Origin of the sequence: Marinobacter nitratireducens (assembly GCF_000708045.1) — a bacterium.
Classification (GTDB): Bacteria; Pseudomonadota; Gammaproteobacteria; order Pseudomonadales; family Oleiphilaceae; genus Marinobacter; species Marinobacter nitratireducens.
Genome location: NZ_ANIE01000003.1, coordinates 238,671 through 261,533, shown reverse-complemented (window position 1 = coordinate 261,533; position 22,863 = coordinate 238,671). Strand labels below are relative to the sequence as shown.

Annotated in this window: 25 protein-coding genes; 13 read left to right on the top strand and 12 right to left on the bottom strand. The window is 56.5% G+C overall.

Annotated elements, in window-relative coordinates:
* The 7 genes from kdsB to D777_RS03045 all read right to left on the bottom strand — a co-directional run bounded on the left by kdsB (window position 1) and on the right by D777_RS03045 (window position 7,404).
* Entirely contained in the window at window positions 1–783 is a 783-nt protein-coding gene (gene kdsB, locus D777_RS03075; RefSeq protein WP_036128629.1) for a 3-deoxy-manno-octulosonate cytidylyltransferase, read from the bottom strand.
* Window positions 784–804: 21 nt separating this feature from the next.
* Complete coding sequence (locus D777_RS03070; protein ID WP_036128627.1) at window positions 805–993, bottom strand: Trm112 family protein; 189 nt, start codon at window positions 991–993, stop codon at window positions 805–807.
* Window positions 994–1,011: 18 nt separating this feature from the next.
* Window positions 1,012–2,058 (bottom strand): tetraacyldisaccharide 4'-kinase, encoded by a 1,047-nt coding sequence (gene lpxK, locus D777_RS03065; RefSeq protein WP_036128626.1) that lies wholly within the window; start codon window positions 2,056–2,058, stop codon window positions 1,012–1,014.
* Window positions 2,055–3,776 (bottom strand): lipid A export permease/ATP-binding protein MsbA, encoded by a 1,722-nt coding sequence (gene msbA / locus D777_RS03060; RefSeq protein WP_051668963.1) that lies wholly within the window; start codon window positions 3,774–3,776, stop codon window positions 2,055–2,057. The genes lpxK and msbA overlap by 4 nt, the downstream gene beginning before the upstream one ends.
* A 53-nt stretch (window positions 3,777–3,829) precedes the next feature.
* On the bottom strand, window positions 3,830–4,255 hold the full coding sequence (locus D777_RS03055; RefSeq protein WP_036128624.1) for an ExbD/TolR family protein: 426 nt from the start codon (window positions 4,253–4,255) through the stop codon (window positions 3,830–3,832).
* 5 nt (window positions 4,256–4,260) lie between these two features.
* Window positions 4,261–4,887: a MotA/TolQ/ExbB proton channel family protein gene (locus D777_RS03050; protein ID WP_036128623.1), complete on the bottom strand. Its 627-nt coding sequence runs from the start codon at window positions 4,885–4,887 to the stop codon at window positions 4,261–4,263.
* A 72-nt stretch (window positions 4,888–4,959) separates the two neighbouring features.
* Window positions 4,960–7,404, bottom strand: coding sequence for a DNA internalization-related competence protein ComEC/Rec2 (locus D777_RS03045; protein WP_036128621.1), 2,445 nt, complete (start codon window positions 7,402–7,404; stop codon window positions 4,960–4,962).
* Between the two features lie 85 nt (window positions 7,405–7,489).
* Between D777_RS03045 and D777_RS03040 the strand changes: the two genes are divergently transcribed.
* On the top strand, window positions 7,490–8,035 hold the full coding sequence (locus tag D777_RS03040; protein WP_036128619.1) for a DUF2062 domain-containing protein: 546 nt from the start codon (window positions 7,490–7,492) through the stop codon (window positions 8,033–8,035).
* On the opposite strand, the gene lolD is transcribed toward D777_RS03040, so the two are convergent.
* Together lolD and D777_RS03030 are read right to left on the bottom strand one after the other, a co-directional pair.
* Window positions 8,023–8,709 (bottom strand): lipoprotein-releasing ABC transporter ATP-binding protein LolD, encoded by a 687-nt coding sequence (gene lolD / locus D777_RS03035; RefSeq protein WP_406564760.1) that lies wholly within the window; start codon window positions 8,707–8,709, stop codon window positions 8,023–8,025. The two genes, D777_RS03040 and lolD, sit on opposite strands and share 13 nt — an antisense overlap.
* A 13-nt stretch (window positions 8,710–8,722) precedes the next feature.
* Window positions 8,723–9,964, bottom strand: coding sequence for a lipoprotein-releasing ABC transporter permease subunit (locus D777_RS03030; protein ID WP_036128615.1), 1,242 nt, complete (start codon window positions 9,962–9,964; stop codon window positions 8,723–8,725).
* 120 nt (window positions 9,965–10,084) lie between these two features.
* Here D777_RS03030 and D777_RS03025 point away from each other — a divergent pair, with 120 nt between their 5' ends.
* The 9 genes from D777_RS03025 to infA all read left to right on the top strand — a co-directional run bounded on the left by D777_RS03025 (window position 10,085) and on the right by infA (window position 16,985).
* On the top strand, window positions 10,085–10,672 hold the full coding sequence (locus D777_RS03025) for a PilZ domain-containing protein (RefSeq protein ID WP_036128613.1): 588 nt from the start codon (window positions 10,085–10,087) through the stop codon (window positions 10,670–10,672).
* Window positions 10,673–10,778: 106 nt separating this feature from the next.
* Window positions 10,779–11,081 (top strand): hypothetical protein, encoded by a 303-nt coding sequence (locus D777_RS03020; protein WP_036128612.1) that lies wholly within the window; start codon window positions 10,779–10,781, stop codon window positions 11,079–11,081.
* Between the two features lie 27 nt (window positions 11,082–11,108).
* Complete coding sequence (locus D777_RS03015) at window positions 11,109–12,161, top strand: agmatine deiminase family protein (protein WP_081849452.1); 1,053 nt, start codon at window positions 11,109–11,111, stop codon at window positions 12,159–12,161.
* Complete coding sequence (locus D777_RS03010; protein ID WP_036128608.1) at window positions 12,158–13,069, top strand: carbon-nitrogen hydrolase; 912 nt, start codon at window positions 12,158–12,160, stop codon at window positions 13,067–13,069. Before D777_RS03015 ends, D777_RS03010 begins: the two co-directional genes overlap by 4 nt.
* 7 nt (window positions 13,070–13,076) lie before the next feature.
* Entirely contained in the window at window positions 13,077–13,988 is a 912-nt protein-coding gene (locus tag D777_RS03005) for an AAA family ATPase (RefSeq protein ID WP_036128606.1), read from the top strand.
* A 139-nt stretch (window positions 13,989–14,127) separates the two neighbouring features.
* Window positions 14,128–15,081: a thioredoxin-disulfide reductase gene (gene trxB, locus D777_RS03000; RefSeq protein ID WP_036128604.1), complete on the top strand. Its 954-nt coding sequence runs from the start codon at window positions 14,128–14,130 to the stop codon at window positions 15,079–15,081.
* A 175-nt stretch (window positions 15,082–15,256) separates the two neighbouring features.
* Window positions 15,257–15,970 (top strand): leucyl/phenylalanyl-tRNA--protein transferase, encoded by a 714-nt coding sequence (aat, locus tag D777_RS02995; protein WP_036128602.1) that lies wholly within the window; start codon window positions 15,257–15,259, stop codon window positions 15,968–15,970.
* Complete coding sequence (locus D777_RS02990) at window positions 15,971–16,684, top strand: arginyltransferase (RefSeq protein WP_036128599.1); 714 nt, start codon at window positions 15,971–15,973, stop codon at window positions 16,682–16,684.
* Between the two features lie 82 nt (window positions 16,685–16,766).
* Complete coding sequence (infA, locus tag D777_RS02985) at window positions 16,767–16,985, top strand: translation initiation factor IF-1 (RefSeq protein WP_014421226.1); 219 nt, start codon at window positions 16,767–16,769, stop codon at window positions 16,983–16,985.
* Between the two features lie 62 nt (window positions 16,986–17,047).
* Here infA and D777_RS02980 read toward each other — a convergent pair whose 3' ends face one another.
* The 3 genes from D777_RS02980 to clpS all read right to left on the bottom strand — a co-directional run bounded on the left by D777_RS02980 (window position 17,048) and on the right by clpS (window position 20,964).
* Window positions 17,048–18,085, bottom strand: a complete 1,038-nt coding sequence (locus tag D777_RS02980; RefSeq protein WP_036128597.1) for a putative solute-binding protein — start codon at window positions 18,083–18,085, stop codon at window positions 17,048–17,050.
* 230 nt (window positions 18,086–18,315) lie between these two features.
* Window positions 18,316–20,586: an ATP-dependent Clp protease ATP-binding subunit ClpA gene (gene clpA / locus D777_RS02975; protein WP_036128595.1), complete on the bottom strand. Its 2,271-nt coding sequence runs from the start codon at window positions 20,584–20,586 to the stop codon at window positions 18,316–18,318.
* An 18-nt stretch (window positions 20,587–20,604) separates the two neighbouring features.
* Window positions 20,605–20,964, bottom strand: coding sequence for an ATP-dependent Clp protease adapter ClpS (gene clpS / locus D777_RS02970; protein ID WP_036129565.1), 360 nt, complete (start codon window positions 20,962–20,964; stop codon window positions 20,605–20,607).
* Window positions 20,965–21,277: 313 nt separating this feature from the next.
* On the opposite strand from clpS, the gene D777_RS18110 reads away from it, so the two are divergent.
* The 3 genes from D777_RS18110 (at window position 21,278) to D777_RS02955 (ending at window position 22,847) form a co-directional block, all read left to right on the top strand.
* Window positions 21,278–21,577 (top strand): cold shock domain-containing protein, encoded by a 300-nt coding sequence (locus D777_RS18110; RefSeq protein WP_036128594.1) that lies wholly within the window; start codon window positions 21,278–21,280, stop codon window positions 21,575–21,577.
* 185 nt (window positions 21,578–21,762) lie between these two features.
* A complete protein-coding gene (locus D777_RS02960; RefSeq protein WP_036128593.1) occupies window positions 21,763–22,401 on the top strand; it encodes a pseudouridine synthase in 639 nt (212 codons plus the stop codon).
* Window positions 22,398–22,847 carry an NUDIX hydrolase gene (locus D777_RS02955; RefSeq protein WP_036128591.1) on the top strand — a complete coding sequence of 150 codons (450 nt, stop codon included), beginning with the start codon at window positions 22,398–22,400 and terminating at the stop codon, window positions 22,845–22,847. The genes D777_RS02960 and D777_RS02955 overlap by 4 nt, the downstream gene beginning before the upstream one ends.
* Window positions 22,848–22,863: the final 16 nt, after the last annotated feature.

Here is a 22,863-nt window from a genome sequence, read left to right as displayed (position 1 = left end):
TTAACTCCGGGATTCCATTCGCTGACGGAGCCGATCAAGGTCAGCCTCGGTATCCACGCCGGCGGGTGGGTTTTCAGCAGCCACATCCACATGGATCGCCGCACCATTATAAAGTGCCCGCAATTGCTCCAGTGACTCCACCCTTTCCGTTGGTGCTGGCGCCCAGGATACAAATTCTCCAAGGACGCTGGCGCGGTATCCATAGATGCCGATATGCCGGAAATACCCAATACTCTCGGGAAGCGAAACATCCACCCGGCTAAGGGGCGTGCCTGCCTGCCAGAGATCCCTCGCCCAAGGTATTGGCGCACGACTGAAATAGTGAGCCATGCCCCGATGATCAAACACAACCTTCACAACGTTGGGGTTGAATACGTGCTCTGGATCATGAATCCGCTCACACAGAGTCGCAATAGCAGCCTCCGGGTAACGCTCAAGATTATCAGCGACCTGATTGATCAGCGCAGGCGGAATCAGCGGCTCATCACCCTGAACATTGACGACCCGGTGATCGCTCTCAAACCCGAGCACACGGGAGACTTCCTCCAACCGATCTGTGCCGCTGGCATGCTCCGGCGAGGTCATGACCACCTCAACACCAAATTGCTCGCAGACACGTCGGATTCGATCGTCATCCGTAGCAACCACCACCCGGTCGGCACGGCTGTCCTGAGCCCGCTCGACCACATGCTGCACCATGGGTTTGCCACAAATATCGGCTAGCGGCTTGCCGGGTAAACGACTGGACCCATAACGGGCCGGGATCACGACAGTGAAAGACATGGCAACGGCCTCAAAGCTCAGTTATCGTTTATCGAGACGCTCATCGGTACTCAGTGTGCGGGCCTCTGTTGCCAACATCACCGGAATACCCTCACGCACGGGAAACGCCATAGCATCCTGGTAGCAGACCAGTTCCGTTTTGCTCTCATTAAGCTTGAGTTCGCCTTTACATACCGGACAGGCCAACAGGCCCAGAAGTTTTTTATCCATGATTGCTCTCGAATATTCTCAATGACTCTCATCAATGGTGGTAGCCGTCCGGTCGAAACACGCTCGTACGGATGCCAATAAAGATTCCTCGAAGCCTTTGGGGAGCTCTGGCTCGACAGACAACACCCAGGCATTTGCGCCCGCGAACGCCCGGCATTTTACGGCGTCCTTTGATGTCATCACCACCCACTCGTCCGGCAACGATGACAGATCCTGTTCCCGAAACGCATGATGGTCCGGAAACGGGGCCTCGGAAACCTCAGCGCCAAGGCCCCTCAGTGTATCGAAAAAGCGGCCAGGATTACCGATGCCTGCGACCGCTTTTACCTTTCTGCCCACAAGCTCGGTGAGTGGTATTGACTCGTCGGATTGCAGATTTATCAGCGCCGCAGGCGCAAGGGCCATCGAGTAGATGGCCGGATGCTCAATGCCGTCGAAAGACTCAAGGGGCTGATCCTGAAGCGGTTCGCCACCGTTGATGACCAGAAAATCGACGGAAGACAAACGGGACACCGGCTCTCTGAGAGGCCCGACCGGGATGATGGCCCCGTTACCAACCCCTCGCTCACCGTCGAAGACAGCCAACTCAATATCCCTTGGCAAGCGGTAATGCTGCAACCCGTCATCACAGACGAGTACATTACCCAGATCCTGATCAAGAGCCCAGGCCGCTGCCCGACGTCGTTCAGGATCGACAACCACAGGCGTTCCAGTGGCCAGGGCAAGCATGACTGGCTCGTCACCGGCTACCGCCGGATCGGACTCGGCGGTCACCAAGAGGGGGTAAGAGGAGGACTTTCCGCCGTAACCACGGCTTATGATGACCGGACGCCAACCTTCCTCGCTCAGGCGCTTTACCAACCAGGCCGTCAACGGTGATTTTCCGGTGCCCCCGGCGGTAATGTTACCGACGACGATGACCGGTACCGGAAGGCCGTCATCTTTTGCAAACCAGGCCTTCCGGCGCCTCGACTCGGCGATCGACTGATACAGCCACGCCAGAGGCGCAAGGAACCGCAAGGGCCTGGTCTTGCCATACCAGATTCGATCAATCAGAGAACTCATCCCTGTTCACTGAACTGCATCTGGTGAAGCTGGGCGTATGCCCCACCGGCAGACAGCAACTCATCGTGACGGCCCGACTCAACAATCCGGCCGTTATCCATCACCAGTATCCTGTCTGCGGTTTCGATGGTTGAAAGCCGGTGCGCAATCACCAGCGTGGTGCGGCCCTTCATAACCGTTTCCAGCGCTTCCTGAATATGACGCTCGGACTCCGTATCCAGTGCCGATGTCGCCTCATCAAGAATCAGAATGGGCGCATCCTTGAGAAGCGCCCGGGCAATAGCGAGGCGCTGACGCTGGCCGCCGGACAACATCACGCCGTTGTCGCCGATCATGGTATCCAGACCGTCCGGCATACGCTCGATAAACTCCAGCGCATGAGCCTTGGCCGCTGCTTGCTGAATCTCCTCGCGACTGCAATCCCGCAACGCCCCGTAGGCAATATTGGCCGCAATCGTGTCGTTAAACAGAACCACATTTTGGGTAACCAGTGCGATCTGTGCGCGCAGTGCTTTCAGTGAGTAGTCCCGCAGGGAGCGATCATCAATCGCAATGTCCCCACCGGTAAACTCGTAAAAACGGGGCAACAGGCTGACAAGCGTGGATTTGCCACTCCCTGAGCGCCCAACCAATGCAACACTCTGCCCTGCAGGTATCTCGATGGAAATACCTTCGAGTACGTCGTCCAGCTGGTCCCGATACCGGAAGGAGACATCCTCAAAACGGATGGTGCCTTTGACCCGCTCGGGAGCATAGGTCCCCGGGTCTTTCTCGGGCGTCTCATCAATAGTTTCAAACACATCGTAAGCTGCGGCCACCCCTTTCTGGATCTTGGCGTGAACCGAGGTTACCTGACGGATCGGCTTGGCCATGGTCGTAGCCGCGGTAATGAACGCAACCAACTGGCCAGTGGTCATGCCGCCGCGGATCTCCGGTGCCAGCATGGTCCAGACCAGCGCCGCAATGGCAATCGCCACGAGAACCTGAATGACCGGTACACTGATTGCCTGAGTGGATGCCATCTTCAGGCTCTGCTTCAGGTTCCGCTCATTGACCTCCCGGAAACGCTGCTGCTCATAGTCCTCACCACCAAAGGTACGAACTACCCGATACCCACTGATGGATTCCGAGGCAACATGCGTGATGTCCCCCATCGATCCTTGTATCCGCTTGCTTATCCTGCGGAATCGCTTACTGGCGTAGCTGACAACCGCGCCGATGATGGGCCCGACAGCCAGAAATATGAGGGTCAGTTTCCAGTTGGTGTACAGCATGAAACTGAGCAGACCAACGATGGTCAGACCTTCCCTGAGGGAGATGGTGACCGCATTGGTCGTCGCTTCAGCGACCTGCTCTACATTAAACGTCAGCTTGGAAACGAGACGACCGGCGGCATTGTCATCGAAATAACGGGAAGGTAGCGTCAGCAGACGGTCAAATACGTCGTTACGGAGCGCGTTAATGACCTGCCGCCCGACATAATTGATGAAGTATTGGCTCATGAACGTGCCAACACCACGCAGAGCAAAGACACCGACAATCACGAGAGTCAGCAACAGGCGATTGCCTTCGGTGGGATTCTCGATCGCCGCGATAACATACTCCATCGCGGCAGCCATTCCTGTCGAAGCCCCTGCGTATATCACGTTACCAACGACAGCCAGGGCAAACGCCAGCCAGAAAGGCTTTACGTAGGCCAGCAGCCGCTTGTAAGTCATCCAGCTGCTACTAGGCGGTGTCTGAGACAGGGTCTGATCCGGCTCCGGACTGCTCACTCGCTCTCAGCCTCCCGCTCGGTCGTAATGCTGAGTTTGGCAAATCCCAGGCGTCCAGCAACATCCATGGCACGAACTACAAATTCGTGGGGTGTGCGAGCATCAGCCGTAATGATGTAAGGCAGAGAACTGTCTCCCCCGGCCAGCTCTTTTACGCCTCGCTCAAGGGTCTCCCGGCGGTTATTCACCAGCGCTTTGTCATTCAGCGTGTATTGCCCCGCGGCGTTGATCACAACATCAATCTGCCTGACCTCGGCGGGTGACGCTGGCTCGCCACTGGCTTCAGGCAACTCGACCTCGAGATGACTTTCCCGGGTGAACGTGGTGGAAACCATAAAAAATATCAGCAGCAGGAACACCACATCGATCAGTGGCGTCAGGTCTACCCCAACCTCCTGGCTTCTCTGGCGCTTGAACTTCACGGCGTTCAGGCTCCTTCCACGTCGATTTCGCGATCGCCGTGAACAACTTCCACGAGCTTGATGGCTTCCTGCTCCATACCCACAACCAGCTCGTCCACCCTGCGGATGAAGTAGCGATGGGCAATCAGCGCCGGAATGGCCACACTCAGGCCAGCTGCGGTCGTAATCAGTGCTTCGGAGATACCACCGGCCAGATTGCCAGCGTTACCAACACCGGCCAGCTGGATTTCGGCAAAAACCTTGATCATCCCGATAACGGTTCCGAGCAGCCCCAGCAGCGGCGCAATCGTTGCGACGGTGCCCAGCGGGTTCAGGAAACGCTCCAGGTCGTGAATAACCTGACTGGCTTCGTGCTCAATACTTTCCTTCATGATCTCGCGACCATGCTTTGCGTTAAGCAGGCCACCGGCCAGGATCCGCCCGAGGGGAGACGAGCCCTGCAATGCCTTGAGCTTGCGACCGTTAACGTCTTTTTTCTTGATCCAGCGCCAAAGTTCATTAATGGTTTCAGGCGGCGCGACTCTGGAGGCACGCAGCGTCCAGAAACGCTCGAAGATAATGGCAAGGGCCAGAATGGAACAGGCAACAATTGGCACCATCAGAATGCCACCGGCTTTCAAAAGCTCGAACACGCTCGGTCTCCCTGAAAATTTACAAGCCGCGCTACTTTAGCATAGCTGCAGGCGCAGGCCACACCCGGAATGTCACGGTATTTTACAATCGTCACGGGTCAATCCGGGAGCACTGATCCAGAACGGCGCCTGGTCTCTGATTTCCTTTAGGATCATGCGATTAGCCGCCGACCTCACCATAATCATTCCGGAACAAGCTGTATTCAAAGAAACGGCTCCGGATTCCCGGTATCTGGCTACTACATCGGGATGAGGATGGCCAAAACGGTGGTGATACCCAGCGGAGTAAATAACGTAGTCAGGCGACAGAGTCTCAACCCAGGCGTGGGTCGAGGATGTCTTGCTGCCATGATGCGGTGCCAGAACCAATCTTTCACTAACATCGGACGGATCCGATATTGCGCTTCTGTACTGCAGAAAGGCGGTTTCCGACTCGCCGGTGATATCACCTGGCAGAATCCACTCTGCACCGGTTTTGTCATCCAGAACAGTCACCACACAGGAGGCGTCATTTCCTTCTTCCGCAACCGGGTTCCTCCAGTACCGTATCGTTAATCGACCCAGCGTTCTGCTCTCTCCCTCCTCGCACGGAGAGACCTGGATATCTGCAGCGGACAACTTGCCCTGAACGACGCCCGGCTCACCCGAAACTACCGCGCCGACAGGAAGTGCCTCGACGAGCCTCTGCAAACCTCCGGAATGGTCGTTATCGCCGTGGCTGACCACCAACGTGTCGATACGCCGCACCCCCAGCGCTGCCAGGCTCGGCAGCAACGTCGACTCGACGCTGGAAAACACACCTGGCACCGCTGGCCCGGTATCGTAGAGCAGAACGTCCCGCTGATGCCGAACCAGCACGGACAGTCCCTGCCCCACATCCCAGATGTGGACCTCCGGGTCGGAAACGTACGGATTGCCGGTTTCCACGGCTTCCGGCGCCTGGAGAAACCAGACGCACAACGCTGACACCCCCGCAACTCGCCACGGTCCCCAGGGCACAATCACGATTAGCAATACCAGTGGAGCCAGCAACAACAATATCGAATCCGGAGGCTGGAGTTCTGGCACCCCACAGAATGCAGCCCAATCCAGAAAAAACCAGAGGCTCCCGAGAACCGCATCGACAACAGGTATCAGGTCAGCGGATGCGTCCGGCACCAACCCCGCAATCGCGGCAGCAAAAGCCAGCACGGGCATCACCACCAACGAAACCCACGGAATGGCCAGCAGATTGGCCACGGCTCCCATTAACGGCTGCCCCTGCCCCTGCAACGCCAGAACAGGCCACAGGCCCGCGAATATCGCACATTGGGCGATCAACAGGGATTTGAGCCAGCCAGCCTGCTTGAATCGCCCGGCAAATGACCAAACCAGCACCGAGACTGCGCCAAAGGATAACCAGAACCCCTGATCCAGAGGCGCAAAGGGATCAAGCAGCAAAACAGCCACCAGGGCCATCAGCAAGGCCAGCCACGGGGATTGCTCCCGCCCCAGAAGTACCGACCAACTCGCCACTGCCACCATAACCAGCGCCCTCTGTGTTGGCACGGTAAAGCCCGCCGTCAACGCGTACAGCAGGCAACACAAAAGCACGAGCGCAAAGGTGCCGGAGCGGCTTCCGGATTCTGACATGAGCCCACCTGGCAGTAGCAGGAACAAACGACGCGCAATGAATCCCGCACCCAACGCCACTAACCCCAGGTGAAGGCCAGAAATAGCAACAAGATGTATCGTGCCGGTAGCTTTAAGAACATCCCATTGTGCATCATCCAGATAACCGCGATAGCCGACGATCAGTGAAGCAATAAGAGGGAAATGATCAGCATCACCGAATTCCCGATTAACCCAACTCACCGCACCCGCATAGACACCCTGATAAGTGCAGCGGATACCACAGGGTACCCGCAGGTCCTCAGCCACTGACTTCACCGAGCCGGTGGCCCTGTATCCTTTTCGGAACAGCCAGTCTTCGTACCTGAACCCCGCACTGTTGAGCGTTCCATGCGGTCGCTTGAGGGTAACCTCGAGCCGGAGCCTTCGACCGGGGAGGTCTGCTGGCGAAGCCCCGTACCATGACAGCCGCAACAAGCTCGGAAGGCGCAAACCGGCATCCGATGCCACCTCGCGAACATGCCATTCAGTGACGCAGAAACTGAAGCGGACGCTGTGGAAACTACCTACAGAAGGGACATCACAGAGGTAACCAGAAACCGCCAGGCGCTGACCTTCCAGGGAAGGCGGCATCCTTTCCGCCAACCGCGCCCAAGAGTGCAGCCCTGCCCATCCGAGGCCAACAGCCAGGCCCAGAACAACACACCATAGCGCCAAAAATTTCCCGGAACGGGAAGCGATAAAGATCAAAAAAACGGTGATAATCGATACTATAAGCCATTGCCAAGGTGGCAACACCGACAACCGATACAGTAAGATAGCGCCGCACGCGAACGCGAAGATGCCGAGTCTCGCCAGGCCGTGTCGGACCGGGGACCCGGGACAGGGGTAATTGCCTTCGGACAATCCGTGTCCTCCTGACTGTGTTGCTAATACTTGCCTGCTACGTCCGTGCAGCAGGTGATCTTTTCATCAACAGGCAGAACTTCCAATGCCAAAGAAGTTCATGAAACGCTATCTGCCCTCTCCGGAGAAGGTGAAGGATATGAAATCGCTTCACTTCCTCGGCGATATCCTTCATGAACCCAACCTCTGGCACATCAACCGTCACAGTGTGGCCCGTGCTTTTCTGGTGGGTATCTGGTTCTGCTTTATCCCGATGCCCTTTCAGATGGTGGCAGCCGCTTTTTTCGCCATCTGGTTCAATGCGAATTTACCACTCTCTGTGGTGCTGGTATGGATCAGCAACCCGATTACCATGCCACCGCTGTTCTATTTCAATTACAAGATTGGTGCCCTTGCCCTGAACCGGCCGGTTCTCGACTTTGATTTTGAACTGTCCTGGTCCTGGATCAGCCACCGTCTGGTGGATATCGGCGTGCCGCTCTACCTTGGCTCGCTGATCGTTGCCACCATCTGTGCTTGCCTGGCCTACCTCGTTATCCAGTATCTCTGGCGCCGAAAAATCCGCTCTGACTGGCACATCAGACAATCGGAGCGCTGCAAACGCCGTCGCTCGTCAGATCAGACCTCCTGAATCAACCGACCCTGCTCAAGCCGCAGCACCCGGCCCAGACTTCTCGCCATACCCATGTCGTGAGTCACCATGACGAAAGAAATGCCCAGTTGATCTCTCAGATCCTCGATCAGAGCCCGGACACCTTCTCCGGTGTGCTCATCCAGGTTTCCGGTCGGCTCATCCATCAATACACACTCGGGTTCATTCACCAGAGCACGGGCAATGGCAACCCTCTGCCGCTCGCCACCCGAAAGCTCTCCCGGCTTGTGGGTCAGACGATGCTTTAACCCCACTTTTTCCAGCAGAGCCTCCGCCTTCTCCCTCGACTCTGGCAGGGACCGGGATCCAAGGGCGCATGGCATCATCACATTTTCCAATGCGGTGAATTCGGGCAGCAGGTGATGGAACTGGTAGACAAAGCCCAGATGACGATTCCGGAAACGGGCGCGCCCGGCTTCCGAAAGCCGATGGATATCCTGGCCGCAGATAGAAATATCACCAGAGGAAGGACGGTCAAGACCGCCCAACAGGTTCAGAAGTGTGGTCTTGCCAGCGCCACTGCTACCCACAATGGCAACGGTTTCCCCGGAGGTCACCTCCAGTGAGATGTCAGAAAAAATGGTCAGCTTTTCCGGCCCTTCGCTGTAGGTCCGCGTCACCTGACGACAGTCAATCACCAGTGCAGATTGCATACCCGAACTAACCTTACTCATATCTAAGTGCCTCCGCCGGATCTACTCTGGAGGCTCTCCAGGCAGGATAAATGGTCGCCAGCAGGCTCATCGCCAGGCCCGCGCCGCTGATGATAAACACATCCACCCACTGCAACTGGGAAGGCAGATAGCTGATGAAATAGACGTTTGCATTCAGGAACTGGTGGCCAAGCACACCTTCCAGCCATGAAATGAACGCACTGATATTCAACGCGCCGACAACGCCGAGCGTTGTTCCTACTAGCGTTCCGAAAATGCCAATAACCGCGCCCTGGACAATAAAGATCCGCATAATCCGGCCGGGCGTGGCGCCCATCGTGCGCAGGATGGCGATGTCAGCGGTCTTGTCAGTCACCACCATCACAAGCGTCGAGACAATGTTGAAGGCCGCCACCGCAACAATAAACATCAGCAGCAGGCCAATCATGGTCTTCTCCATGCGAATGGCCTGGAAAAGGTTGCCATGGGTGCGGGTCCAATCCGAGATATAGTAGCGGCCATCAAGCAACCGGGCAGCCTCCTCAGCCACTTTGGGTGCCGCAAACAGATCATCGACCAGCAGCCGGACGCCCTGCGCCTTGCCGCCGGTCCGCATCAGTTTCGCGGCGTCTTCCATGTGAATCAGGGTGTAGTTACCATCCAATTCGGCACCAACGCTGAAAATGCCCTTGACGGTAAAACGCTTGAGCCGGGGCAGCACGCCAGCCGGTGTCACCGATGCTTCGGGCAGGACGACCGTCACCCGGTCACCAATCTCCAGCCGCAGGCTGGCAGCCATAAGCTTACCGACAATGATGCCGAACTCTCCGGACACCAGGTCGTCGATACTTCCCTCAACCATGTGGTTTTCGATGATGGAAACGGTCTTTTCCTGCTCTGGCAGCACGCCATTGAGCATCACACCCCGTACATTGCCACCGCCGGTGACCATCCCCTGCCCCTGGATGAAAGGTGCTGCAGCCAGAATCCGAGGGTGCTCTTCAACACGACGGTCAACCTCCTGCCAGTCCGGCAAAGGCCCGACACCCTCGATAATGGCATGGGGCACCATGCCGAGAATTCGCTGCTTGAGTTCGCGATCAAACCCATTCATCACCGAGAGCACAATAATCAGCACCGCAACTCCGAGCATGAGGCCAATCATGGATGTGAGTGATATGAATGAAATAAAGTGATTGCGACGCTTGGCCGCGGTGTACCGCAAACCTATATAAAGCGATAAGGGTTTGAACATTGAGTAAGCCTGCCGCTACCTTGGGGTCTGATGATTCGGGTATTCCCCGCGCGCTTTCAGCGCGGCAGGAAACTGCTAAACTGTTATTTACCAATAAAAATTCTGATCTGCGGAGCCAGGATGCCGTCTGACAACCAACCAACCCCGGCAGGAAACACATCGGAGCGCCGGGATTTCTTTCGCATCGATGACCACATCGGCCTGGAGATCCGGCGGCTGCCTGCTGCCTCAGCGCACACCGGGGAGACGGCCTTTGAAGACGACCACCTTTCGAGCCTGAAGGCCGAGTTCCGGCGACTGGATCAGGACGTGAAATCTCAGCTGGCCAGCCTCGCTGAACGCGACCGGCTTCTGACCAGCCTCATCAAGTCCCTGAACAGCAAGCTGGATACGCTCGCGCGCATTATGGCCTTTGAGCAAAATCCGTTGCAACAGGCTGACTGGCAGGATGTGACGCTGAGTGAGGGCGGGCTGGCTTTCCATAGCCACACCAGCGACTGGGTATCCGGAGATCGACTGGCGGTTCGCCTGACCCTGCCACCGGAGCTTTTTCAACCCCAGGCAGTGGCGCGGGTCATCGACGTGACGCCCGCCGAACACGGCGGTGTCACAGTCCACACCGAATACGAACAGATCCATGACGGTGATCGCCAGCAAATCGCTCGACATGTGATGCGTTGGCAAATTCGCCAGCGACAAAAAGGATAGACTCCGAAAAAGAAGTGACTTTTACCAGTCTTTTTCGGATATTACGTTTTATCCATATCCATCCCGGCACGCCCGGGATGGCCCGAAGTATCAATGGAGACTACGGATGAACCAGACCAAAACTCTTTTCTGCGCCCTGACGGTCGCCACCACCCTGTTCGCAGCTCCGGTGGCCAGCGTGAACGCTGAGGAAATTGCCGTTCCGGTCGGGAAGCAGGCTGATCGCAGTGCGGTGAAAATCCCCCGGACCGGCCTGAGCAAGAGCGCTGTACGTGCCTCGTGGGGTGCCCCCGCGGGCATCGACGGGCCAGTCGGGGAGCCCGCCATCACTCAGTGGCACTACCCGGACTTTATTGTCTATTTCGAAAATGACACAGTCCTGCATACCGTTGTAAAACGGAAAAACTGATTCCCAGATACCCAAGGTGATTCAAACGTGACATCCAGACGCGTGCTGCCCGCCGAGTGGGCTCCACAAAGCGCCGTAATGCTTACCTGGCCCCACCCCGGCACGGATTGGGCCAATTCCCTGAAAGACGTTGAACCGGTTTTTTTAGAGATCGCTAAATCTGTCCTTCGCTACCAGAACCTGCTGATCAGTTGCGAACACGTAGCCAGACTTCAGGAACTGGATCGGGATCTGAAGGCCTATGCCGCTAAACACGGGTTACCGGGCAAGGTCATAACCGTGCCAGCGCCGGCCAATGACACTTGGGCCCGGGATCACGGGCCGATCACCATTGAGGAAGATGGCAAAGCCGTCGTTCTGGACTTTCGCTTCAATGCCTGGGGCGGAAAATTCCCATGGGAGAAAGACAACGCACTGAACAGTCACCTGGCAAACGCGGGCGCGTTCGGTGATTCGCCAATCCGGACCGTGGATTTCGTACTGGAAGGCGGCTCCATCGAATCCGACGGTCAGGGCTCCATTCTGACGACCAGCGAATGCCTCATGACGCCCAGCCGCAACCCTTCAATGGACCGAACAGATATTGAGCAACTGCTGGCGGAGACCCTCGGCGCAAGCCGACTACTCTGGCTCAACCACGGCTACCTTGCCGGCGACGACACGGACAGTCATATCGACACACTCGCCCGCTTCTGTGCCCCGGATCATATCTGCTACGTCGCCTGCCCCGAGGTTGCCGATGAACACTACAGCGCGCTGGCAGCGATGGAAGAGGAACTGAGAGAATTTCGTCAGCCAGATGGCCGACCCTACCGGCTGACAGCCCTACCTTGGCCCGACCCTGTTTACGATGAAGACGGCGAGCGCCTTCCTGCAACCTATGCCAATTTCCTGATCATCAATGAGGCGGTCCTTTTGCCCGTATATGGCGTTGCCCAGGATGGCCAGGCGGTGACGATACTCCAGGGGATTTTTCCCGAACGGGAAATTATCCCGATCAACTGCCGCCCACTCATCTACCAGCACGGGAGCCTCCATTGCGTGACCATGCAGATCCCAGCCGGCGTGGTGAATCCATGAGCGCCTCCGGTCTGAACGTAGCCGCCATCCAGCAGGCCTGCTCCGCCGACAAAGCCACCAGTCTGGATATCACCGAACGACTGGTTCGCAAGGCGGTCGGAGATGGTGCCGATTTGGTTGTTTTGCAGGAACTGCACTCAACCCTTTACTTCTGCCAGACGGAAGACACCGGCATTTTCGACCTTGCCGAACCCATCCCCGGCCCCACCAGTGAGCGACTCGCCAACCTGGCTCGGGAACTGGGCATTGTTCTCGTCGGGTCGATCTTTGAACGCCGGATGAACGGGGTGTATCACAATACGGCCGTCGTGTTTGAGAAAGACGGCAGTCTCGCCGGGTTGTACCGCAAGATGCATATCCCTGATGATCCCGGTTTTTATGAGAAATTCTATTTCACCCCGGGAGACGCCAACTTCAACGACGGGTCTAGCGGCTTCACACCGATCCAGACATCCGTCGGCAAACTCGGTGTACTGGTATGCTGGGATCAATGGTACCCGGAAGCGGCACGACTGATGGCACTGGCAGGCGCAGAAATCCTGATTTACCCGACAGCCATTGGATGGGACATTACCGATGAGCCCGAGGAACAGGCCCGCCAGCTGGAAGCCTGGGTCACCGTACAGCGCGGCCACGCCGTCGCTAATAATTTGCCGGTTATCGCTCCGAACCGGGTTGGGACAGAGCCAGACCCCTCCGGCCACTCTGATGGTATACGATTCTGGGGCAACAGTTTTATCTGTGGTCCCCAGGGAGAAGTGCTGGCGAGAGCCAACGAAAATGACGAATCCGTGTTGTCTGTCACCCTGGACCGCACCCGCACCGAATCCGTCCGACGCATCTGGCCGTACCTGAGAGACCGTCGTATTGATGCGTACGGCGACATTCTGAAAAGGGTAAGAGACTGACCGGATAATGAAAAAATTGATTGATTCCGTGGTCGCGGAACTGAACCAGATATTGCTCGGCAAAGAGCCACAAATCCGCCTTGCCCTTTGCGGCCTTCTGGCGAAAGGTCACCTACTAGTGGAAGACATACCGGGCATGGGTAAGACCACACTTTCACACGCCCTGGCCAAGGTGATGGGACTGAGCTACCAGCGCATTCAGTTTACCAACGACCTGCTGCCTGCCGATGTGCTCGGTTACTCCATGTACGACAAGGAGGCCGGCAGCCTCGTCTTTCACCCCGGACCGATTTTCGCCCAGGTCGTGCTTGCCGATGAGATTAACCGGGCATCTCCGCGTACCCAGAGCGCCTTGCTCGAGGCGATGGAAGAGCGACAGGTTTCCATCGAGGGGGAAACCAGGCCGCTGCCGGAACCCTTTTTTGTCATCGCCACCCAGAATCCGATCGAACAGGGCGGCACCTTTCCTCTGCCAGAGTCGCAGCTCGACCGGTTTCTGATGCGCCTGCGCCTTGGCTACCCTGACCCGCGCGCCGAAAGAGAGTTGCTGGAAGGTGAAGATCGACGGGCCATGACCGCCCGACTCAAGGCTCTGCTACCGCATGAGGAGCTCCGTACCTTGCAGGCAGCCGTAGAACGGGTAACCGCAAGCCCTGCCCTTCTTGATTACGTACAAAGGCTGCTCGAACAGAGCCGGCGTATGCCGGGACTGCTCTATGGGCTGTCTCCACGTGCCGGCCTGGGACTTCTTCGTGCCGCCAAGGCCTGGGCGCTCATGGAGGGCCGCCATCATGTCTTGCCTGATGACATCCAGACCGTGTTCCCCGCCATTGCGGAACATCGCCTGGAACAGGGCGATTCCGGCAAGAGCACCGAACGCGTGCGTCAGCTGCTGGCTGCCGTATCCGTCCTTGACTAAATAGCAAACTTTTATAAGCCAGATTGGGCAAAATAAATGGCAGCCCGCTGTATTCGTGGTAGCCTTTGGCCCTTTCCTCGCCAAACTGGCGCTCAAAAGACGTCAGCATTGCATCGAATTCGAAGTGAGAGACACACAAATGAGCGAATCCAAACACTCCCGACTGATCATTCTTGGCTCCGGCCCTGCCGGCTACACCGCTGCCGTTTACGCAGCCCGAGCCAACCTGAACCCCACTCTGATCACCGGAATTGAAGTAGGTGGTCAGCTCACCACCACCACCGACGTCGACAACTGGCCGGGCGACAACGATGGCGTCCAGGGCCCGGAACTGATGCAGCGCATGCAGAAACACGCTGAGCGCTTTGAAACCAGCATCGTCTACGACACCATCAATGAAGTCGATCTCCAGAATCGCCCGTTCCGCCTGAAGGGCGACAGTGGCGAGTACACCTGTGATGCCCTGATCATCGCCACCGGCGCCTCTGCAATGTACCTGGGCCTCGAATCTGAGGAAAAGTTCAAAGGCCAGGGCGTCTCTGCATGCGCAACCTGCGATGGCTTTTTCTACCGCAAGCAGAAAGTTGCCGTGATCGGCGGCGGTAACACCGCCGTTGAAGAAGCTCTGTACCTTTCCAACATAGCCGATGAAGTCACCCTGGTGCACCGCAGAGACAGCCTCAGGGCTGAAAAGATTCTGCAGGACAAGCTGTTTGACAAAGCGGAAAACGGAAACGTCAACATCGTCTGGAACCACACCCTGGATGAAGTCCTTGGCGACGGCACCGGCGTGACCGGCATGCGCATCAAAAGCACCGAAAACGACGCAACCCAGGACATCGACTTGGCAGGCGTATTCATTGCGATTGGCCACAAGCCGAACACCACGCTGTTTGAGGGTCAGTTGGATATGAACAATGGTTACCTCAAGATCCGGTCCGGCCTGGAAGGCATGGCGACCCAGACCAGCGTCCCCGGCGTATTTGCAGCCGGTGACGTGGCAGACCATGTCTATCGCCAGGCGGTAACCTCTGCCGGCTTCGGCTGCATGGCGGCACTGGACGCAGAAAAGTTCCTGGATCAGCAGGACTGAACTAAGCTGAGAGAACAGCCGGAGGCCCTTGGGCCGCTTCTTTCGGAAACTGTGCAAAGCCAGGGATGGCGCAGCCAAGCGTACCTGGAGGTATTTACAGCGTGTTTCTGAAAGAAGTGGCCCGAGGGCCGGTATACATAGCGTGTTCTCAGACTAACCTCTGAAAGCGAGCAGGATGACCTCACTACCCTGGCTTGACCCGGACCAACTCTGGTTTCCCCCCGCCAAAGAAGCCCTGGAAGACCCTGACGGCCTGCTGGCCCTCGGAGGCGACCTATCCACGGAAAGGCTTCTCCTGGCCTACCGCAACGGCATCTTCCCATGGTTCAGCGACGACCAGCCCATACTCTGGTGGTCACCTGACCCTCGCTGCGTCCTGTTCCCGGAGGAAGTTCACATATCCCGCAGCCTGCGCAGAACCCTGAACCAGCAGCGATTCACCGTCACGGCCGACCGCAACTTTGGGCGTATCATTCGCCTCTGTGCGAATACCCGGGCCGAAGGCACATGGATCACCAAGGACATGATCACAAGCTATTCAGAGCTGTATCGCCAGGGCGTTGCCCATTCCATCGAAGTATGGAACCAGCAGGGCGAACTGGCAGGCGGAATGTATGGATTGGCCATTGGCCGCTGCTTTTTCGGCGAATCGATGTTCTCGCTGGAAACCAACGCCTCAAAAGTCCTGATGGTGCATCTTGCCAATCAGCTACAGCATTGGGGTTACCGAATCATCGACTGCCAGGTGGAAAGCCCTCATCTGCTAACCATGGGAGCCCGAAGTATTCCCAGGGGCGAGTTTTTATCTATACTCAAGGCAAATGTCGATCAACGACCGGATCAACATGACTGGGAAATTCACTGGCACTGGCAGAAGCCGGAGGTGTGAATGAGCAATCTCAGGACACTGGTGTTTTTTGCGACACCCCCTCATGACTGCAGCTACCTTCCCGACCGCGAGGCTACCACCATGTTCGTGGATCCCCGGGCCAACATCGACAAAAAGCTGTACAGCCAGCTGACTGCCCTGGGTTTCCGCCGGAGCGGATCACATTACTACCGCCCCCATTGCGAGCAATGCAATGCCTGCGTGCCGGTTCGCCTCAATGTCCGTGAATTCAAGCCCGACCGCAACCAGCGCAGAATCGTCAAAAAAAATCAGGACCTGGACTGTACGTTTGCACCTGCATCATTTTCCGAAACCTATTATCGCCTCTATGAACGCTACATCGAAGAGCGCCACAAAGACGGAGACATGTACCCGCCCTCCCGAGAGCAGTTCATCTCCTTTCTGGTCGAAGGGGCAACCGATTCGTGGTTCCTGGAAATACGCCTAAAAGGCGAACTGGTGGGGCTGGCAGCGGTCGACCTGCTTGATGACGGCCTCTCCGCGATCTATACCGTTTTCGATCCGGACCTTGAAGACCGTAGCCTGGGTACGTTCGCCGTACTGTGGCAGGTACAGGAGACCCAGCGTCGGGATTTACCGCACCTGTACCTGGGCTACTGGATTCGTGAGTGCCGGAAAATGAACTACAAAACCCGCTTCAGACCCATTGAGGCACTGCGGGATGGTCATTGGCGAGAGCTTGATCCCGACTGAATTTTGCCAAATGCCGTGAATTCAGGCAGAATTGCGCAATTTAAAATCACGAGAAGCATATTCCAAACGAGGTTTCTACTGAATGGCGAAGTCAGATGTCATTGAAATGGAAGGGGTTATCATCGATACGCTTCCAAATACCATGTTCCGTGTTGAACTGAGCAACGGGCACGTGGTCACGGCTCATATTTCAGGCAAGATGCGCAAGAACTACATCCGTATCCTCACCGGCGACAAGGTCAAGGTCGAACTGACGCCTTATGACCTGAGCAAAGGGCGCATCGTCTACCGGGCCCGCTAAGCCTGCAGACATCTGAAAAAGCCCCGTCCCCGGGGCTTTTTTCGTTGTTAACCCTGGCCGCTCTACTCCCGGTTATCCGCGGAACATTCGACCGCTCCGGGATTGGTGTAACACCGCACCTTCCGGAGAATTGTCATCATATCATCGTCGTACACTCCGGCCGCCAGCATGCCAGAGCTCTCGGGCGACGCCTGCATATCAATACGCACCTCGCGCAGCATTTCCTGATACCCGCGCATGGCCTTGGGTGAAATTTCAATCCAGCGCTCAGCGGGGATGGCATTTTCGTACTGTCTCACGATACGCATAGCTTCCGGGTAGAGTCGCGACATAATCTTCCGGGACTTTCGAACAAAAGCTTCGGAGAACGTGCCGGACCTTGCCACGAGCTGAACGGTAACCTGCCCAACCGGGTAACGGACAATACCGCCCGACTCACCCATCCCCCGAAACATCTCCAGGACTTCGTAAGCAGCCGCGGGCGCGTAACTGATATCGGCCTCGCCGGTATTGAAAAGCCGGGCGAAATTGGAGATTCTGGCATCAACAGGCACCGCCCCCACATACTCGACCATGTGACGGGCATCATAATGCCCTTCAAACACCGTAATACGCTTGTCTTTGAGCGCGTCTACGTGATCGATACTGCGGTCATTGACGAACAGGTACGCTGCTCCCATGGGCGCAACGCCGAGCACCTGGTACCCATCCTCTTCCAGATGATCCGCTACCCGCGGGCTCGACAGTATGTGAAGAAGGACCCTCAGGTCCTCGTAGTAAGGAACAGCACCGATAGCACTGATCGATCCACTGAAACTGTTGAAACGTCGAACCCCCATGTCGGTCACGGCGACCAGATCACAGAGACCCTGGCGAAAATCAGCCACGGCCCTATCCTCATCGGTATAGGGTTTCATCGTCATCGCAACGCCAGCCATCAGAGCCTTGCGGTGGTAATCCTGCAGGGTTCGGTAAACAAAGCCTCCGGCGCCCGCCACATCAAATACACAAAACGTCTTTTTGTCGCCACCTTCGCTGGCATGCGCATCAATACTCGTTAGCACCAGGCAAACCAGCAGTACAGACCATAAGCCTTTCATTCGTCTGCTCCCTATTGTGATTATTGTGACCATGCAGCTCACCTTCTCGAAAGACAGGGGCTGTCAGACAATAGAATTACAGAGTCTGTTATGGAATGAATTGACGACAACAGCGCGCTGCCCCCTGCCCTGGGGTCAACCTGACACTTGCCTTCTCAAAACACGACCGGCACGCATAAAAAAACCGCTGCGTCATGCAGCGGTTTTCAGGTAAGGTACAACGTTGTCTGTTAGACAGCTTCGGCCGGTTCGTCCTCGTACTCGAACTCCAGTTCGTCGCCTTTGAGATGGATGAAGACGTCCCCCCCCTTCTCGGACAAGCGGCCAAACAGGATCTGCTCTGCCAACGGGCGCTTGATCTTGTCCTGGATCAGCCGGGACATCGGACGTGCGCCCATGGTGACATCGTAACCCTTTTCCGCCAGCCAGACCTTGGCGTCCTCGTCTACGTGCAGAACGACATGCTTCTCATCCAGCTGCGCCTGCAATTCGGTCAGGAACTTGTCCACCACATGAGTGATTGTATCCTTTTGCAGATCGCCGAACTGGATGATGCCATCGAGACGGTTCCGGAACTCGGGCGTGAAGGTCTTGGTAATCACCTCCATACCATCGGTGCTGTGATCCTGCTCGCTGAAGCCGATGGAACGGCGGGCCATGCTTTCTGCCCCCGCGTTCGTGGTCATCACCAGAATCACATGACGGAAATCGGCTTTACGACCATTGTTATCCGTCAACGTACCGTGGTCCATGACCTGCAGCAGCAGGTTGAACACTTCCGGGTGCGCCTTTTCGATCTCATCCAGCAACAACACGCAATGCGGTTGTTTGTTTACTGCCTCGGTCAGCAAGCCCCCCTGATCGTATCCTACATAACCGGGAGGTGCGCCAATCAGACGGGATACCGTATGACGCTCCATGTATTCCGACATATCGAAGCGAACCAGATCGATACCGAGTACCTTGGCAAGCTGCTTGGTCACTTCTGTCTTACCGACACCGGTTGGACCGGCAAACAGGAAGGCACCTTCCGGCTTCTCGGGCGCCTTCAGGCCGGCGCGAGCCAGCTTGATGGCCGTCGATAGTGATTCGATCGCCGGATCCTGCCCAAACACCACCATCTTGAGATTCCGCTCCAGGTTGCGGAGCAGGTCCTTGTCGCTCGTGGATACATTTTTGGGTGGAATGCGGGCGATACGCGCGACGACATCCTCGATATCGCCGACATCAATTGTCTTCTTGCGCTTGTCTTCTGCCTGCAACCGCTGCCGGGCACCGGCTTCATCGATGACATCAATCGCCTTGTCCGGCAAATGACGATCGGTGATGTACCGGTCCGCCAGCTCCGCAGCAACCCTCAGCGCCTTGTCCGTGTACTCGAGATCATGATGCTTCTCAAAGCTCGGTTTCAGACCCTTGAGAATCAGATAGGTATCCTCGACACTCGGCTCATTCACATCAATTTTCTGGAAGCGCCGCGCAAGGGCACTGTCCTTCTCGAAGATGCCACGAAATTCCTGGAAGGTTGTGGAACCGATGCAGCGCAGCTCGCCGGAACTGAGCATGGGCTTGAGCAGGTTCGAGGCATCCATCACGCCGCCGGACGCTGAACCCGCACCAATGATGGTATGAATCTCATCGATAAACAGGATGGCGTGATTTTCTTTCTTCAGTTCCGCCAGCAGGCCTTTCAGCCGCTTTTCAAAATCACCGCGATACTTGGTTCCTGCCAGCAATGCGCCGAGGTCCAGGGAATAAACCACCGCGTCGGATATGATCTCCGGAACCTGGCCGTCAACAATGCGCTTGGCCAACCCTTCCGCAATAGCGGTCTTGCCGACACCGGCCTCGCCGACCAGAAGCGGATTATTCTTACGCCTGCGCACCAGAATCTGTACGACCCGCTCAACCTCATGCTCACGACCAATCAACGGGTCAATACGACCCTGCCGGGCCTGTTCGTTCAGGTTTGTCGCATAACTTTCCAGTGGCTTGGCCTGTCCGCCTTCCTCACCGACTTCATCCGCAGCTGACTGGTCATGACCTTCCTGATCCTCTGCACCCTGAACCCTGGAGATTCCATGGGAAACAAAGTTCACAACATCAATCCGCGCAATGTTCTGCTTCTTCAATACATAGACCGCCTGGCTTTCCTGCTCACTGAAGATAGCGACCAGCACATTGGCCCCGGTCACTTCCTTCTTGCCAGAGGACTGGACGTGGAACACCGCCCTTTGCAGCACCCGCTGGAACCCCAGCGTCGGCTGTGTCTCGCGTTCACTGTCATTGTTCGGAATGAGTGGCGTGGTTGAATCAACAAATTCGACCAACTCTTCCTGAAGCCTGGTCAGGTCTGCCCCACAGGCCTTGAGCACCCCCACTGCCGATTCGTTGTCCAGGAGGGCCAACAACAAATGCTCGACGGTCATGAACTCATGACGCTTGTCACGGGCATTTTTGAAAGCCGTATTCAGTGTAATTTCTAGATCTTTGCTCAGCATGGGCCACCCCAACGTCTGTCAGTCCGCACGTTCAATCTCGCAAAGGAGCGGATGTTCGCATTCCGAGGAATACTGGTTCACCTGTGCTGCCTTTGTTTCGGCGATGTCCCGGGTATACACCCCGCATACGGCTTTTCCCTGCGTATGGACGAGCAGCATCACCTGCGTCGCCTTCTCTTCGTTCATTCCGAAGAACTTCATCAATACGTCTACCACAAAGTCCATGGGCGTGTAGTCGTCGTTCAACAGCACCACCCGATAACGCGCCGGGCGCTTCAGAGCAGGCTTTTCCGGGGCGACGCTGAGATCGTCATGCCGCTCCGGCTGATCGTCTTCCCCCTGATTAAATACTAGTAGAGAATTTTCGATAGTTCGCATCATTCTTAACCGGTTGATCGGTACTCTTTCCTAAATGTGGATGTCCGCTCCCCCGTTTTCAAGCTAACTCGAGCGTCGGGTGCGAGAAATTTAACACTACGTGCATGATACCGCTTCCAGACTGCGTTCAACCACACATTCCGGCCATAGAAACTATTGACTCGACGCCATGATTGGTCGAAAGTTAATGTGCAATGTAAAATAATGTAAATAGAGCCAATGCTTTTGTAACCATAACGGACCGGTTGCACCGGTTCCGAAACACAGAACACCAACAATAAGATGTGACAGGAAAGGAACAGGGGAGTTCATCATGCCAAGAGGCAAAGTAAAGTGGTTCAATAATGCCAAAGGGTACGGATTCATCATCGAAGATGGCTGCAGTGACGACCTGTTTGCTCACTTTTCTTCGGTGCAAATGGATGGCTACAAGACCCTCAAGGCCGGGCAGGCTGTCACGTTTGACAAAAAGCCCAGCGAAAAAGGCATTCATGCGGTCAACATTATTCCTGACGAGCAGCCCCAATCGCATCATGGCGCTGCATCGGAGCAGAAGGCGGATTCTGGCGATTCCAATCACGGTGACTACCCGCCCCGCGCGGTAAACGCCTGATTGGCTCACCCGCTCCGCAACCCCCTTCGCCCATCCCTGGTTCTGGTGGGCGATGCGAAGGACTGCGTGCTCACTATTTTACACGCTGACTCGCCACAAGCCTCATTCCGGCTTGCCAATCCTGTTTGATCCAGTAACCTTGCGGTCTTGGTTCCCCGACAAACCGATGGATCATACTGACCGGAATGGCCGACCTTTTTCTCTTCAACAAACCTTTCCATGTGCTCAGCCAGTTCACTGACGACCGGGGTGACAGCGGCAAGCCAACCCGATCCACTCTCGCTGACTGGATAAGCACACCCGGAATATATCCCGCAGGGCGGCTGGATTTCGATTCCGAGGGGTTATTGCTGCTCACCGATGACGGTGCCCTACAACACCGGATCGCCTCCCCCTCTCAGAAAATGCCAAAAACCTATTGGGTACAGGTAGAAGGTGACATCACCGGGAACGCGCTTGCGAGGCTCCGGCAAGGGGTCGAGCTCAAGGACGGCAGAACGAGACCAGCCCAGGCAGTGCGGATGGCGGCACCGACGGTCTGGGATCGAACACCACCGGTTCGTTATCGCGAATCCGTGCCTACCAGCTGGATTGAGCTGACCATTTCCGAAGGCCGCAACCGCCAGGTCCGGCGCATGACGGCAGCCGTCGGCTTTCCAACTCTTCGGCTTATTCGTTTCCGAATCGGCCAGTGGACCCTGGAGGGGCTTTCCCCCGGTGAGTACCGAACCGAGCAGGTCAACCTTCCGGCGCCACCCGCGAGAAAGTCCGGCCCTCGATCCCGGAAACGTCCCCCTAACCCGAGAAGAACAAAATCATCATGACCTGGACACCTCATGCCACAGTGGCAGTCATCGTTGAAGATCAGAACGGCCGATTTCTTATGGTGGAGGAACTCAGCGGTGGGCGCGTTGTTTTCAACCAACCGGCGGGCCACATCGAAGAGAACGAAGCCATTCTGGATGCCGTGCGCCGGGAAACTCTGGAGGAAACCGGCTGGGAGGTCGATCCGGCTTATTTTCTCGGCGTGTACACTTACAGAGCACCCGCTAATGGCGTGACCTACTACCGTTTTTGCTATTCAGCCCGGGCGGTTCGCCACGTCACCAACAAGCTGGATGACGGCATAATCGCTGCGCACTGGCTCGACCTTGAGGAAATCCGTGATCTCGGTGACAAACTTCGCAGCCCCCTCGTGCTCGAGTGCATAGAAGATTACCGAAACGGTCGCCGCTTCCCCCTTGAGGTTATCGTCGACGCACAGACGTAGTCCTCCAGAAGTGTTA